At 68.7% G+C, this 13,034-nt stretch carries 11 protein-coding genes and 3 pseudogenes; 8 read left to right on the top strand and 6 right to left on the bottom strand.

The annotated features are described in order from the left end of the window. Positions 1 to 332: 332 nt before the first annotated feature. Positions 333 to 1,455 (bottom strand): annotated as a pseudogene (locus OHN19_RS00475) (IS701 family transposase). Between the two features lie 288 nt (positions 1,456 to 1,743). Between OHN19_RS00475 and OHN19_RS00470 the strand changes: the two are divergent. The 5 genes and pseudogenes from OHN19_RS00470 to OHN19_RS00450 form a co-directional block, all read left to right on the top strand. Continuing rightward, positions 1,744 to 2,112, top strand: coding sequence for a hypothetical protein (locus tag OHN19_RS00470; protein WP_330269497.1), 369 nt, complete (start codon positions 1,744 to 1,746; stop codon positions 2,110 to 2,112). Positions 2,113 to 2,352: 240 nt separating this feature from the next. After that, a complete protein-coding gene (locus OHN19_RS00465) occupies positions 2,353 to 2,796 on the top strand; it encodes a nuclear transport factor 2 family protein (protein ID WP_330262127.1) in 444 nt (147 codons plus the stop codon). A gap of 201 nt (positions 2,797 to 2,997) precedes the next feature. After that, positions 2,998 to 4,287, top strand: coding sequence for a vanadium-dependent haloperoxidase (locus OHN19_RS00460; protein WP_330262126.1), 1,290 nt, complete (start codon positions 2,998 to 3,000; stop codon positions 4,285 to 4,287). A 565-nt stretch (positions 4,288 to 4,852) separates the two neighbouring features. Further along, entirely contained in the window at positions 4,853 to 5,362 is a 510-nt protein-coding gene (locus tag OHN19_RS00455) for a hypothetical protein (RefSeq protein ID WP_330262125.1), read from the top strand. A 122-nt stretch (positions 5,363 to 5,484) separates the two neighbouring features. Next, positions 5,485 to 6,017, top strand: a pseudogene (locus OHN19_RS00450) (hypothetical protein); the annotation flags it as partial. A 9-nt stretch (positions 6,018 to 6,026) separates the two neighbouring features. On the opposite strand, the gene OHN19_RS00445 reads toward OHN19_RS00450, so the two are convergent. Continuing rightward, positions 6,027 to 6,383, bottom strand: coding sequence for a hypothetical protein (locus OHN19_RS00445; protein WP_330262123.1), 357 nt, complete (start codon positions 6,381 to 6,383; stop codon positions 6,027 to 6,029). Positions 6,384 to 6,715: 332 nt separating this feature from the next. On the opposite strand from OHN19_RS00445, the pseudogene OHN19_RS00440 reads away from it, so the two are divergent. Then, positions 6,716 to 6,992 (top strand): annotated as a pseudogene (locus tag OHN19_RS00440) (IS256 family transposase); the annotation flags it as partial. Positions 6,993 to 7,023: 31 nt separating this feature from the next. Here the strand turns inward: OHN19_RS00440 and OHN19_RS00435 are convergent. From OHN19_RS00435 to OHN19_RS00420, 4 genes are all read right to left on the bottom strand, one after another. Continuing rightward, the gene (locus tag OHN19_RS00435; RefSeq protein ID WP_330262122.1) at positions 7,024 to 7,482 is read right to left on the bottom strand and encodes a hypothetical protein; all 459 of its coding nucleotides are present in this window, start codon (positions 7,480 to 7,482) and stop codon (positions 7,024 to 7,026) included. Between the two features lie 129 nt (positions 7,483 to 7,611). After that, positions 7,612 to 7,920: a hypothetical protein gene (locus OHN19_RS00430; RefSeq protein ID WP_330262121.1), complete on the bottom strand. Its 309-nt coding sequence runs from the start codon at positions 7,918 to 7,920 to the stop codon at positions 7,612 to 7,614. Positions 7,921 to 8,850: 930 nt separating this feature from the next. Beyond that, positions 8,851 to 9,123 carry an SHOCT domain-containing protein gene (locus OHN19_RS00425; protein WP_330262120.1) on the bottom strand — a complete coding sequence of 91 codons (273 nt, stop codon included), beginning with the start codon at positions 9,121 to 9,123 and terminating at the stop codon, positions 8,851 to 8,853. 74 nt (positions 9,124 to 9,197) lie between these two features. Next, positions 9,198 to 9,641, bottom strand: coding sequence for a DUF6325 family protein (locus OHN19_RS00420; RefSeq protein ID WP_330262119.1), 444 nt, complete (start codon positions 9,639 to 9,641; stop codon positions 9,198 to 9,200). 168 nt (positions 9,642 to 9,809) lie between these two features. Here OHN19_RS00420 and OHN19_RS00415 point away from each other — a divergent pair, with 168 nt between their 5' ends. Then, on the top strand, positions 9,810 to 11,195 hold the full coding sequence (locus OHN19_RS00415) for a hypothetical protein (protein ID WP_330262118.1): 1,386 nt from the start codon (positions 9,810 to 9,812) through the stop codon (positions 11,193 to 11,195). Between the two features lie 323 nt (positions 11,196 to 11,518). Then, positions 11,519 to 12,937 (top strand): DUF2252 domain-containing protein, encoded by a 1,419-nt coding sequence (locus OHN19_RS00410; protein ID WP_330262117.1) that lies wholly within the window; start codon positions 11,519 to 11,521, stop codon positions 12,935 to 12,937. Positions 12,938 to 13,034: the final 97 nt, after the last annotated feature.

The raw sequence follows: 13,034 nt of genomic DNA, 5'->3' as shown, positions 1-13,034 counted from the left end.
GAACAGAACACGGGCGGCCGATGCCCCTCTGACAACCACTGTCGCGCTCCTCGCGGCCACACCCACGCCGGCATTGGCGGCCACGCCCGGCCGTCCGTTCGCCCCGACGGCAGTCATGTGATCACCGCCGGCCCGGCAAACTCGCCTCCTAGTACTCCAGTGTGACTTCGCGATCTAGGTATCCGAGTGGCTGGTGAGCCGTCGTCGGTAGTGGGCACGTCTGGCCTGTGCCTGATGGAGCCTGTGCCAGATTGACCAGGCCAGAAGGTGGTGCGGCGGTGTGGCCGGTGGTCTGAAGAGCGTGCCGATGAGGTGTCGGATCTCCGGGATAGTCAGGTCGATCGGGTCGCAGCTGCGGACTGGGCGGTTCGGGTCGGTGCTCCGGTCTGGCTTCGCGCTGGCGGCAACGGCGGTGAGGAAGGCCAGCGCGAGCATGGCAAGGGTGATGTGGCGGTGCCAAGAGGTCCAGTGGCGGACCTGGTAATGGTCCAGGCCGACCTGGCCTTTTGCGGCTTGGAAGCACTCTTCGATGCACCACCTGGTCCCGGCGACGCGAATCAGCCCAGCCAGGGCCACCTGGCCCGGTGACCAGCACCAGTAAAAGGCAAGTTCGCCGGTTGCGGGGTTGCGGCGGATCAGCAGGAACCGGTTCTTGTCGGCTCCGGTCTGCACCCACGCCCAGGCGTAGTAGCGCGGGCCCTTCGCTCCGGCGCCGGCGCTCTGCCGGTGCCAGGTGTCCCCGGGCAGTGAGGCGGCCACGGCGGCGGCCTGGACCACCGTACGGTTCTCGTTGATCCGCACCTTGGTGGTGCAGGCGACTGCCAGGACGTAGCCGATTCCGCGTGCCTCAAGGGCGGACCGAAGCTGTGGGTCCTGGCCGTAGACCTCGTCGCCAGTCACCCAGTTGGAGGCGCACCCGGCGTCCAAGGCCGCTTCGATCATCTGCCAGGCCAGGCGGGGCTTGGTGGCGAACTCGACCTTCTCGGGAATCCCGGAGCCCGAGCGGCGATCGGGATCCTGGCACCAGGTGTGTTCGGGGAGGTAGAGCCGACGGTCAATCAGGGCCTGGCCTCGCGAGGACGCGTAGGCGAGGAACACCCCGACCTGGGAATTCTCGATCCGACCAGCGGTGCCGGTGTACTGCCGTTGCACGCCAGCCGAACGCAGGCCCTTCTTCAGGAACCCTGTCTCGTCCACGATCAACACGCCGTCCCCGCCGAGGTGGTCCAGCACGCAGGAGCGGACCTCGTCGCGCACCCCGTCGGCGTCCCAGCGTGCGCTACGCAGCAGCCTCTGCATCGCGCCGGGGCGGGCATGGCCAGCCTCTTCGGCCAGCTGCCAGCAGTTCTTGCGTTCGACGCCGGACAGCAGTCCGAGGATGAACGCCCGTGCCGTCGCCCGCGGTTCCACTCAGCGAAACCGGCCCGCGATGCGGGCCATGGCCTGGTCGAACATCGCCTGCCATCGGGCCGCGTCTATGCCGTGGCCCGTGGCCATCGCACTATCTCCAGGAGTCCACACAACCCCTGATGATCACGCGTTGGCCGTTCTCATATTCACCCGGGCCCAGCGCAAAATCGCGAGGGCCGACCGGATGGGGATGGCGCGCTCTCCCCCGAGGCGGCTGATCCACCTGTCAATCCCTTTGCGTGACCGAGCAGGTCGCCCCTAGCGTGCAAGCGCACAGGAACCGCGCGCCAGGGCAGCGCGCCACACGAATGAGGAGCAACCGCCGTGGGAACCATGGTCTCCGTCAGGGGCTGGCTGCAGTGTGACGAGGGACAGCTGGCCCAGATCAAGGAGATCGTGGAAGCAGACGATCCGGAGCGCACCTACAGCGGGGGCTGGGCCTTCCCCCCTCGGCAGTACAACGCCGTCAGGTGGGCCTTCTACGGGGGAAACATCCGCGCGGTGACCCTCGACTGGTTCCAGGAGAGGTTGCGTCAGATCGCCCAGATCCCGGCCTCCGACCAGGATGACGAGTACGACGACAGGCCCCGGGGGCTGTTTCTGGTCAGCCACGACGTCGACGGCATGAGCGAGTGGAGAGTCCACAACGGAGGCCTAGCGATCGGCCTCCCGGATGGGGATTACCACTACCTCGACGCCTAGCCCGATCACGAAGTCGCTCTGGAGTACTAGGACGGCACGGCTCCAACCTGCCTTGCTGCGCCCATCACGGGCGGTTGCGCACGCTACAACCCTCCTGGTCAGGTCCGTGCGTGTTGCGGACCGTTCTGGGAGTGCGTCACGAGTGCACGGGGACACAACTGGTCGGGACCGTCCGCAGTACAGGCCTGCATCAGGCGATAATGATCGTCAGCTGCCTGTGCGTATTACTTGGGGGGTTTTGTGAGTCTGAGTCCGCGCGAGGTGTTTCTCCGGCTTGTTCATGGGGTCGCTGAAGGGAACTCAAGCGAGTTGCCCGACCTGTATGGCGAGGTGACCGATGTCCGTCATCCGATGGCGACGCCGGAGTCCGAGCCGTTGACGAGTCGGCGTGCGCTCCGGGAGCACTTCGCGGTGCCGCCGGAAGTTCGGGAGACCTTGCCGAAGAGGAGGGTCGTCGATGTCGTCGTTCACGAGACCGCCGATTCTGAAGTGATCGTCGCCGAGTTCGCCTACGAGTTCACGTTGCCGGACGACTCCACGGCCAAGGTGCCCTGCATCTTCGTCATGCGTGTGCGGGACGGTCAGATCATCGAGTCACGCGACTACATCGACCCGATCCGTACGTACACGGCACGCGGGGACCTTGACTGCCTCATCGCCTCGCTGCGCAAGGGCGTTTCCTGACCCCTGCTTTCCGAGGTGGGCTGTCCAAGAGCTGGCCAGAAACACGGAAGTGCTCTTGACCTGCAACGAGAGCCCGCGCAATCGTCACCGAGGCGACGGGCATTTGGGTGGGCATCCCGTCGGATTGTCGATGTAACGACAAGACTCACCCCCCGTCGATAGGCTCGGACAACCTGTCACCGACAAGCCCCTGGGGGTCTCGTGACACCACATCCGCTCGCCGGATTATCCAAAGGGTTACGCCGTATCGCGGTCCTCACCGTACTCGCCCTGACCGTACCGCTGACGGCCACCACCGCCGAGGCGCACGGCGGCGTGGAGGCCGCCCCGGGCAATCCCGTCATCGCCTGGAACATCCACGCTCAGACCGCCATCTACGACACCGCCAAGCAGTCGCCCACCGCCGGCACCCGCAGCTTCGCCATCGTGCAGGGCGCCGTGTACGACGCGGTCAACGCCATCGCCGGCCGCCCGTATGAGCCCCTGGTCAGCGCGCCCCGCAGCCGCCCCGGGGACTCCACCGCCGCGGCGGTCGCCGCTGCCGCCCACGACACGCTGCTGTGGCTCTTCCCCGCGCAGGCCGAGTCGCTGAACGCCCGGTACGACGAGGCGCTGGCCGCGATCCCCGACGGCCGTGCCGAGGACGCCGGGGTGGCCGTCGGCAGGGCCTCCGCCGCGGCGATGACCGAGAGCCGCCGTGACGACGGCTTCGACCCCACCGCAACGTGGACCGTCGGTACCAAGCCGGGCGAGTACCGGCTCACCCCGCCCGGCTACGTCAACGCCGGCGCCTGGGTGCCGAACCTGAAGCCGTTCGTCATCCCCGACGCCGGCGCCTACCGGGTCAAGCCCCCGCCGGCTCTGACCAGCGCCGCATGGGCCCGCGACCTGAACGAGGTCAAGCGCCTCGGCGCGGCCACCAGCACCGTCCGCACCGAGGACCAGACCGAGGCAGCGATCTGGTGGGACGACCCCCAGATGGTCGAATGGTCGATCACCCGGCAACTCGCCGACGCGCACCGCCTCAGCAGCCTCCGGACGGCGCGGCTGCTCGCCATGGTCTACGTGGCCTCCGCCGACACCCTGATCGCCTGCTACAAGGCCAAGGCGCACTGGAACTTCTGGCGCCCGGTGACGGCCATTCCCCTCGCCGGCACCGACGGCAACGCGGCCACCGATCCCGACCCGGACTGGACGCCGCTGCGGGTCACCGCCCCGTCGCCGGAGTACCCGTCGGGCCACGCCTGCTTCACCACGGCGGTCATGACGGCCCTGGGGTCGTTCTTCGGCCGCGACGACCTCACGTTCGCCGCGTACAGCCCCGCCTCCGGCACGACCCGCCACTACGACAGCCTTCGGGCGGCGACAGCCGAGCTCATGGAGGCGCGAATCTGGGCCGGCGTGCATTACCGCTTCGCCACCCAGCACGGGCACCGACTCGGGCTGGCGGTCGCCTCCGACGTCCTCAGCCGCGCCTTCCAGCGGCGCTGACGCGGCCGTCCCTTCCACTACTGCCGGGAGGCTGGCTCGTTGACGGCACCGACTCCGGAACGGCGACCGAGCGCAGCTCAGCGAGGGCGGGCTGTGGAGAGGATGACTGGTCTCCGGCCAGGAAGATGGTCGTTGCTGCCGGCAGGCCACAACCCTGAGCACCCAACGGAGTTCCTCGTGCAACAGAAGGATCTTGGTCGATCTCCTGCCTATGAGGAACTCCGTTGCCGCTCGGACAGCCCACGTGGTGACACCGCGCGGTGGCCGTTGCAGGCCACTACTGACAGAAGAGCGAGTCCAGCGTCAACGCCGGTACGGTCGCCGTCCTGAACGACAACCGGCAGCTGCACCAGCTGGCGGGATCTTGGACGGGCCGCCGGCGCTGCCCATTCACTCGCCAGAAGAATCGAGGGCAAAGACCTGGGCAACGGGGGCTCACGCCTGAGCCAGTTGGAAAAAGATCAACTCGTAATGGGTAGATCATCATCAAGTCACGCGGGCGCTCACCAGGCCAGACACCCTCTCTTTCAGTCATCGATTCCTCCCCACAGGAAAGAGCGGGATTATGGCAACAGCGACTTCCAGGCGCTCCCTCGCAACAAAGACCGCGGCCCGCGTCGGCACGGTGGTCGGCAGCGTGGCGCTCGTACTCGGCATCACTGCCGGAACGGCCCTCGCGGACCCGCGGGTGCAGTGGAGCGGCGACTTCAGCTGGCGTGCGACGCAGGTGAAGCGGCTGGCGAACTGCGCCTCCACGCATTTCTACAACGGCACTCAGCAGGCTGCGGGTTCGACGGGCGACGCCTCGACCGGGGCCAAGCTGACCGCCTGCGATGGCGCGGGATCCGACCCCAAGTGGGACGGCTTCCATCTCCTCGCCGCCTCCGTCCAGACCATCAACGGCAGAAAGGTCGGCTACCGCTCGGACCAGTCGTGCCCGCCCAAGCGCGGCTCCCAGTACATCAAGTGCTGGTACGTCGGCGGCAAGACCAAGGGCAACCCGGTCATCACCGTGTCGATCATCGACACCGGCTATGGCGGCGAGGACGTGGCCGTGGACTGGTATTACCTGTAATTTCGGCTTCCCACGAAGGAATTCGGTGGCCCGGCGCGTCGAGCGGCAGAGCGTCGAGCCACCGTCCTCCACTCACGCCAGCTCACGACCTTGCGCCTCCTTACGCCCCGCACGAAAGCTAGTGGCAGGCTGACCACCAGGCATTCGACGAGCGCGACCTGCGGGATCCGATCATGTCTGCATCCGGGCCGACCGCATCGACCTGCGCATCCACCTCACCGAGGCGGAGTCCTGCCGCGCCCGGTGCTGATGGGCGCGCGCGGACGGCACCAAGGAGCTGCCCACGATGGCCGACGACTCCCGCGAGTCCGCCGAGTCCTGGGCCGACCTGCTGCGTGACCGCGCCCGCCGCGACCCCGATCGAGTACGGGCTGATAAGGCGTGCTCCTCCCGCAAGAACCGCGCCTACCTGCTTAGCCCTGGGATCCGCTGCACCATCCCGGACAAAGCCGACCAGGCCCGCAACCGCCAGAAGCTCGGCTCGCGTGGCGGCCGCCCGCCGTATTTCGACCCGGTCGACTACCGAGAGCGCCACGCGGTCGAGTGCGGGACCAACCGCCTCAAGAGGCACCGGGCTGTCGCCACTCGATACGACAAGCTGGCAGTCCGCTACGCGGCAACCGTTCTCATCGCAGCCATCAACGAATGGCTGTGACCAGGGCCTTCAAAGCTCATAAGGGGCGCCCCGGAAATACATACTCATGTGCGCGCGGGGACGGTCACCGCGCCCGTGCGCGGCATCGGAGCGGTCAGCAGGTGCCATCCGTTTCGCCAGCTCCCGCAGCGTTTCGAGGCCGGCCAGCACTTCCGTGCGATTGTCCGCCCTTTTCATCCACGCTGGCAGTCGCGCGAACATCGACATCGTCGGCCGCACGCCACCGCGCTCTCGCAATTGCGCCCCGACGTAGGCAGACAGCTCGTCGACATGCTCCTCGTTGTAGGCCCACAAGATGTGGCCGGCGCAACGGGTCTGCAGCCACAGCGGCTGCTGGAAGAACGGGTCCTCACTACCGCCCAGCACCGCGCCGACCAGCCCAGCCCCCCGCACTTCAGGTTTCCAGTCGGCGACGGCACCGCACCCTCCACAAGCCAGACGACGCGGCTGGAACAGGAGCTCGCTGAAGTATCTGGGGTCAGGAAGGCCAGGCCGGGGGATCACGAGAGCACGGCCCCCGCCACGCGGACAGACCACAAGCACCCGACCCCCGAACCGAGCCAGAATGCCCCCTGGGTCATTGTGACGGACGAGATCAGTACGCGGCTCGGAATCCATGACAGACACCATCGCAGGCCCGCGACACGAGCAGCTAGCGGATTCTCGAGCATGCCCACAGCGCGCTACCAGCCACTTTCGCTACACGGCCTAGTCCCGTCAAGAAGATCATCGACGACATTGAGGAACTGCTGGCGTTTTACGACTTCTCCGCCGAGCACTGGATCCACCTGCGCACGACCAACCCGATCGAGTCGACGTTGACCACGCTCCGCCCGCGGACCAAGTCCCCCGGGAGCAGGCAGCGCGGCCCGACGGCGGGCCGTCAATGCACCCCACCTCGTCGCCCTCGGCCGCTCCGGAGCCCGCTTCGAACGCGGCCACTTCGTCGAACGCCCTGAAGCACAAGCAGCGTGAATGGCCTCAACAAGCACGCATGGCACGTGACTTAATCCAGGGCTGCCGCGCGGGCCCAGTACTCGCGGATCACCGCCAGGTTACGTTCGAAGACCTCATCGCCACGACGGCTGGCGAAGATCCCCGGGATTGCCAGAGATCGTCCCCTCGCCCGGTGCACACGCACCTCCCACCATGCCCCGCTGCCTGTCCGGTGTCTCCGCGGCTCGATCTTGGTGATCTCACTCCACGCTATGGATCTGCGAGTCACGAAGGTGGAGAACTGCATCCGGTCAGGCGCGAGGAGCGTTCGGCCATATCCGCGGTTGATCATGTAGAAGAGCGAAGAGAGCCAGACGGCGCCGACGACGCCAGCCCACCACCAGCGTTCCGTCGTGGCTGTCGCCTGCGTCGCCACCGCCATGCCCGCGAATAGCAGCGTCGAGACCGCGGTCCACCACCAGTTCCTACGCCGGGCAGCGACGTCGAGACCGATCCATATCTCCGGCACGCGCTGATGCTATAGACAGCCCGGATGAAACCCCGTCCACAGTTCCTGACAAGGCCTCGTGCGTTGGCAGGTGGTGCTGAGTGCGTACGCGTTTCGGTGCGTAGGGGTCGCAGCCGTTCGTCGTCCGTTTCATGCCGTGTGGGTCAGCCAGCGCTGCAGGGTGGTGTTGATGCTGGAGGGCAGGGTGCTGAGCTGGTCGATGGCGTCGCGGTCTTCGGGCCGCGGCGGGATGCCGGCGGCGGTCAGCGCGGCGTGCAGGGCCAGGCGGCGCTGGTCGCGGGGGGTGATGAGGATGCTGAGGCGCTCGGCGGGATTGGGCGGTGGCAGCAGACAGTCCGTGTCCTGCCCGGCTGCCGAAGGCCACGGGGTCTGCGCCGGGTCGGCGGCGTAGGGGTCGACGAAAGTCTGCGGCGTGTGGTGTCCCAGGGTGATGCTCACGTCGGTCTCCTCCAGCTCGGGTGCATGTGCAGGGGGAGAGCCCCGCATGACTGTCTGCGGTTGCGGTTGGCGGGGGATGTCACGCCGACGGCGTCATCGGCGGCTCATCGTCTTCTCCGACCAGCACAGCGGCAGACGGACCGCGCGTGAACAGCCGCATCCCGACGCCGGCATAGAGGCACAGCGCTTTTACGCCCTTTCGAGCGACGGTCAAGCAGTTGCTGAGGTGGCGTGTCCTTGCAACAAGTGGGAGGTGCTCGCGGCGGAGCCTTGACAGCCTGAGCCCCGGAAGCCGACGACCCGTGTGTGCCGGCATGCCGCAGACGGTGGGACTCGCCGCGGGATCGAGTACAGCGGTCCATGCCCATCCGGGCTTGCGTCCCAGAAGGCCACGGACACGTTCGCACGTGGTGAACTTGGCGGCGACGCGTTCAGGGCACATCGCGGCCTGGACGACTTCCACGAACGCCCGCAGCATCGACCCGTCCAGCGGCCCCTGGCGGGTGTGGAGAACGCCGGGGGAGTCGAGCGGCTTACGCCGAGGCGCTGGCGCACAGCGTCGACGTAGCACAGGCAGTAAGGCTGGCCGCGGACAAGTGAGCTGTCCGTGTCTGCGAGCATGCGCAGTTCACCGACGCCCAGTCCCAGGCGCCGGTGATCGAGGAGTCGCAGCCGCAGGCTATCGCTGGAACCGGGGGAGTGGGGGTACACATCTGTGAGCCCGTCCGCCACGGACGACAGCGCCGGGGGCCGTCGCACGGCCAAGGATCTGTCGGTGCGGACCGGGGTGGCGGGCACCCTGCGTGCGCTGGGTGTCACGAGCCAGGCGGCGCAGGCGGGATCCTCAGGCGCGGCCACCCGGTCTGCACTCCCCAGCCCCAGCCACACATCATGGCGTCCCTGGCGAATCCGCTCCGTCAGCGACAGCGCTCACGCCTCCAGGAGTCGGCGCTTCTGTTCCTCGAACTCGGCCTCCGTGAGCACACCTTGGGTCTTCAGGTCACCCAGCTGCTTCAGCTGCTCGATCTTGCTGTTCATGTCGGGGGCCGCCGGAGCCGCCGCCGGTGCGGCGTAAGAAGCCGCTTGGGGTTCCTGCTGGGCCGCCCATCGTCCCTGCTGTCGGCGACTCACCCGGTTCGACACGGCGGTCGCCGTTCCGGCGACGACGGCGGTGCGCGCGACCCCGCGGAGGAGACCTGGCATGACTGTTTCCCTTCGGTCCGTCAGCTGTCTATCAACCTGTCCGTCAGCTGCCCGTCGGCGTCGTCGGTTGTCGTTCAGCCGGCGGTCTCGATCGCGTCGAGGGCGGCGACGACCGACGGGACCGGGATCCGCCCGGAGGCGATCATCCTGGCCCCGCCGCGGCGCAGGGCGGCGGCGAAGGGTGCGGCCCACCGGTTCTCGTAGAGCAGGATGCCGGCGGAACAGCCGGGCTCCAGCGCCTTGGCGGCCTCGTCGATGTCGTCCTGGCCGAGCAGTCCCGAGGAGGCTCCGTCGAAGACGGCGAGGTCGAGTTCGCCGTCGCCGGTGAAATCGCCGATCTCCAGGCCGGCCACCGAGCCGTCGTCGTCCTTCCGGATGAACACGAGGTCCAGGATCCGGATGAGTCCGCGGTCCACCAGGTCGACCAGGATGGGGAAGCCCTCGCCCGTCATCCGGTTGCCCGGGAACTCGACGACCAGATAGTCGATCGGACCCACGTCTTCGAATTCGTCGCTCACGGCGTCACCTCTGGTGCTCGTGGCTGTCGTCCCCCCTCGTGGCCCTCGCCCCAAAGCTCCCTGACCCCATTGCATCACCGCGGCCCGGCCCCCGCACCTCGGTGTGCCGTTCACCCGCCCGCTCCACCCGGGTCGCGCCCGCCACGACGGGCGGTTGTGCTGCTGACCATGAGCGCTAGCGGTGACGAACAGCTCTCGGCCACGGAGCGCGGTGAACTGGCCGAGCTCCGGCAGCGGGTCCACGCCCTGGAGAACTCCGGGACGCCCCGAGCCGCCCGGCACCACCCGCTGCGCTCACTCGGCTCGGTCGTGCTGATCCTGCTGGCCGCGCTGCTCGCGATGCTGTCCGTGGTCGCGGTGTGGGCGAACAGCATCGTGCAGGACACCGACCGCTACGTCGACACCGTCGGCCCGCTGGCGAGCGACCCCGACGTCCAGAAGGCGGCCACGAACCGGATCACCGCCGCCGTGCTGGCCCAGATCGACGTGGAGGCGCTGGTCAAGCAGCTCACGGACGCTGCCTCGGCGAAGGGTGTGCCACCGAAGACGGCGAAGCTGATCAACAACCTGGACGGCCCGATCGAGAGCGGCCTCAAGCAGCTGGTCAGCGGCACGGTGGAGCGGGTCGTCACCAGCAGTGCCTTCGAGACGGTCTGGGTCAACGGCAACCGCAGGGCGCACGCGGCGCTGGACAAGGCCCTGACCGGCCAGGCGGACGGCACCGTCAAGGTGGAGAACAACCAGGTCGTCGTCGACCTGGGCCCGATCGTCGCCCAGGTCAAGGACCAGCTGGTCGCCGCGGGCTTCTCGGCCGCCGCCAAGATCCCAGACGTCCACACGAATTTCGTGGTGTTCGCGTCGAAGGACGTCGGCAAGATCAGGTCCTATGTGCGAGTGCTGCAACTCCTCGGCGGCTGGCTGCCCCTCATCGCGCTGCTGGTCGCGGCCGCGGGTGTCTACGTGGCGTTCAACCGTCGGCATGCGCTGATCGGGGCTGCCCTGGCGGTGTTCGCCGCCATGCTGGTCCTCGGCATCGGGCTCACCGTCTTCCGCGACGTCTACCTCAACCACCTGCCGGCCGGCGTCTCCCAGTCCGCCGCGGGCTCCGTGTACGACGCCCTGATCAAGTTCCTGCGGGCCGGTATCCGCGCCCTCGCCGCGGTCGCCCTCTTCACCGCCATCGGCGCCTTCCTCGCCGGCCCGTCCCGGATCGCCGTCGTGACGCGCACGGGCTGCCGCAGGAGCATCGGCGCGCTGCGCGACGTGACGACCTCGGCGGGCCTGCGTCTCGGGGCGGTCGGGCGGTTCGTGCATCGCTTCAAGCGCTGGATCGGGGTGGCCATCCTGGTGGTCGCCGCGATCGTCTTGTTCACCTGGACCTACCCGACCATGGCGGTCGTGGTGTGGACGGCGGTGATCACCCTGGTCGCTCTCGCGATCCGCGAGTTCCTGGACGACGACGGCTCCACACCACCCCCCGGCGAGGACGGCGCGGACTTCAAGCCCGGCTCCGGCGCAGGCCCCGGCAAGGCCGCCGGGGCCGCCGCGCACTGACTCGGCTCGCCGGGCGCCTTCCCAGGGACTACGTTGAGAGCTGGAGCCCGTCGTCGCCGTCCCGCAGACGCAGGACCGCAGACGCAGGACCGCGGACGCGCTGTCGCAGGCCCGCGACCACGGCGAGGACGGAGCACGCTCCGAGCCCGCCCCGGGCCCGGCGGCGCCGGACGCGGCGCCGGCCATAACACGGCCCACGGCCGGCGGCCGGTGGGCGACCACCCGGCGGCCAACTCGGAGCGCACAGCCCACAACTGACGACCCGCCGTCCCCGTGTGGCGATCCGGCTCATCGCGGAGGCGACCATCCCCGGGAGCCGAGCCATGCCCGAGAACCACCTGGACGGCCGCCAGTTGCGGCACCGCACCCCGCAGGAACGGGCCGCGCTCGGCAAGGCGGCGCGGGCCACCGTCCCGCGCTCCAGCCACGCCGAGTTCGCGCCGGGACCGAAGCGGCCGGACCCGCTGGAGATCATCGAGAAGCAGTCGGCGACGCGGCTGCCCGAGCTCGTACCGGTCCGCTACGGGCGGATGTCCGAGTCACCGTTCCGCTTCTACCGGGGAGCCGCCGCCATCATGGCGTCCGATCTCGCGGAGACGCCGAGGACAGGCTTTCGGACCCAACTGTGCGGTGACGCCCACATGTTGAACTTCCGGCTGCTGGCCTCACCCGAGCGCCGCCTCATGTTCGACATCAACGACTTCGACGAGACCCTGCCGGGCCCCTGGGAGTGGGACGTCAAACGCCTGGCCGCCAGTCTCGTCATCGCCGGCCGGGCGAACGGCTTCAGCACCAAGGAGCGGGCCGCGATCGTACGGGCCACTGTGCGGTCGTACCGCGAGAACATGCGTGCCTTCGCCGGCCTCGGCAACCTGGCCGTCTGGTATGCCCAGTTCGACGAGAAGTGGGTGGAGGAGCGGTTCGGGGACGACGTGTCCCACAGGGGCCGCGACCGGTGGACGAAGGCGCTGGCCAAGGCGCGTTCGCACGACACCCTGCAGGTCTTCGACAAACTCACCGTCGTCGTCGACGGCAAGCGCCGTATCGCGCCCGACCCGCCGCTCATCACCCGCCTCGAGGACCTGCTGCCGGACAACCGTCGCGGCCCGCTCGAGCAGCAGATCACGCGGTTGATAGAGCGCTACGGCAAGACCCTGACGTCGGATCGGCGGTACCTGCTGGAGCAGTACCGGGTCGCCGACATGGCGCGCAAGGTCGTAGGGGTCGGGAGTGTCGGCACCCGCTGCTGGATCGTGCTCCTGCTGGGGCGGGACGACGAGGACCCGCTGTTCCTCCAGGCGAAGGAGGCCGACGAGTCGGTGCTGGCGCAGCACGTCGGAGCCACCACGTACCCGACCCAGGGCGAGCGGGTGGTGTCGGGGCAGCGGCTGATGCAGGCCACCAGCGACATCTTCCTGGGCTGGGAGCGGGTCGAGGGGCTCGACGGCCGGCGCCGGGACTTCTACGTACGGCAGCTGCGGGACTGGAAGTGGGTCGCCGTGGCCGAGGACATGGTGCCGCGGGGCATGCGGACCTTCGGTGCGCTGTGCGGGGTGACGCTGGCCCGCGCCCACGCCAGGTCCGGCGACCGCGTCGCCATCGCGGCGTACCTGGGCGGCGGCGACTCCTTCGACCGGGCGCTGGTGACGTTCGCCGAGGCCTACGCCGACCAGAACGAACGGGACCACCAGGCGCTCGTCGACGCCATCAGCACCGGAAAACTCCCCGCGGAGGCCGCCTGAGCAGGCACCCGGCCCGGCTCACCCGTCACGGGTGATCACCGGTGCCGGATCCCTCCGCACGCTTGTGGAAGAGGCGCTGAGTGCGACCTCTCGCCAA

The organism is Streptomyces griseorubiginosus, from assembly GCF_036345115.1.
GTDB classification, from domain to species: Bacteria; Actinomycetota; Actinomycetes; order Streptomycetales; family Streptomycetaceae; genus Streptomyces; species Streptomyces griseorubiginosus_C.
Note: the sequence above shows the minus strand (reverse complement) of the source record. Positions and strands in the feature narration are given on the sequence as shown.

What these genes read in the sequence shown, in the direction of transcription:
- OHN19_RS00470 (WP_330269497.1), top strand. Translation starts at nt 1,744, where the DNA reads ATGGTCTCCGTCAGGGGCTGGCTGCAGTGTGACGAGGGACAGCTGGCC.
- OHN19_RS00455 (WP_330262125.1), top strand. Translation starts at nt 4,853, where the DNA reads ATGGCAACAGCGACTTCCAGGCGCTCCCTCGCAACAAAGACCGCGGCC.
- OHN19_RS00425 (WP_330262120.1), bottom strand. Translation starts at nt 9,123, where the DNA reads ATGCCAGGTCTCCTCCGCGGGGTCGCGCGCACCGCCGTCGTCGCCGGA.
- OHN19_RS00415 (WP_330262118.1), top strand. Translation starts at nt 9,810, where the DNA reads ATGAGCGCTAGCGGTGACGAACAGCTCTCGGCCACGGAGCGCGGTGAA.
- OHN19_RS00410 (WP_330262117.1), top strand. Translation starts at nt 11,519, where the DNA reads ATGCCCGAGAACCACCTGGACGGCCGCCAGTTGCGGCACCGCACCCCG.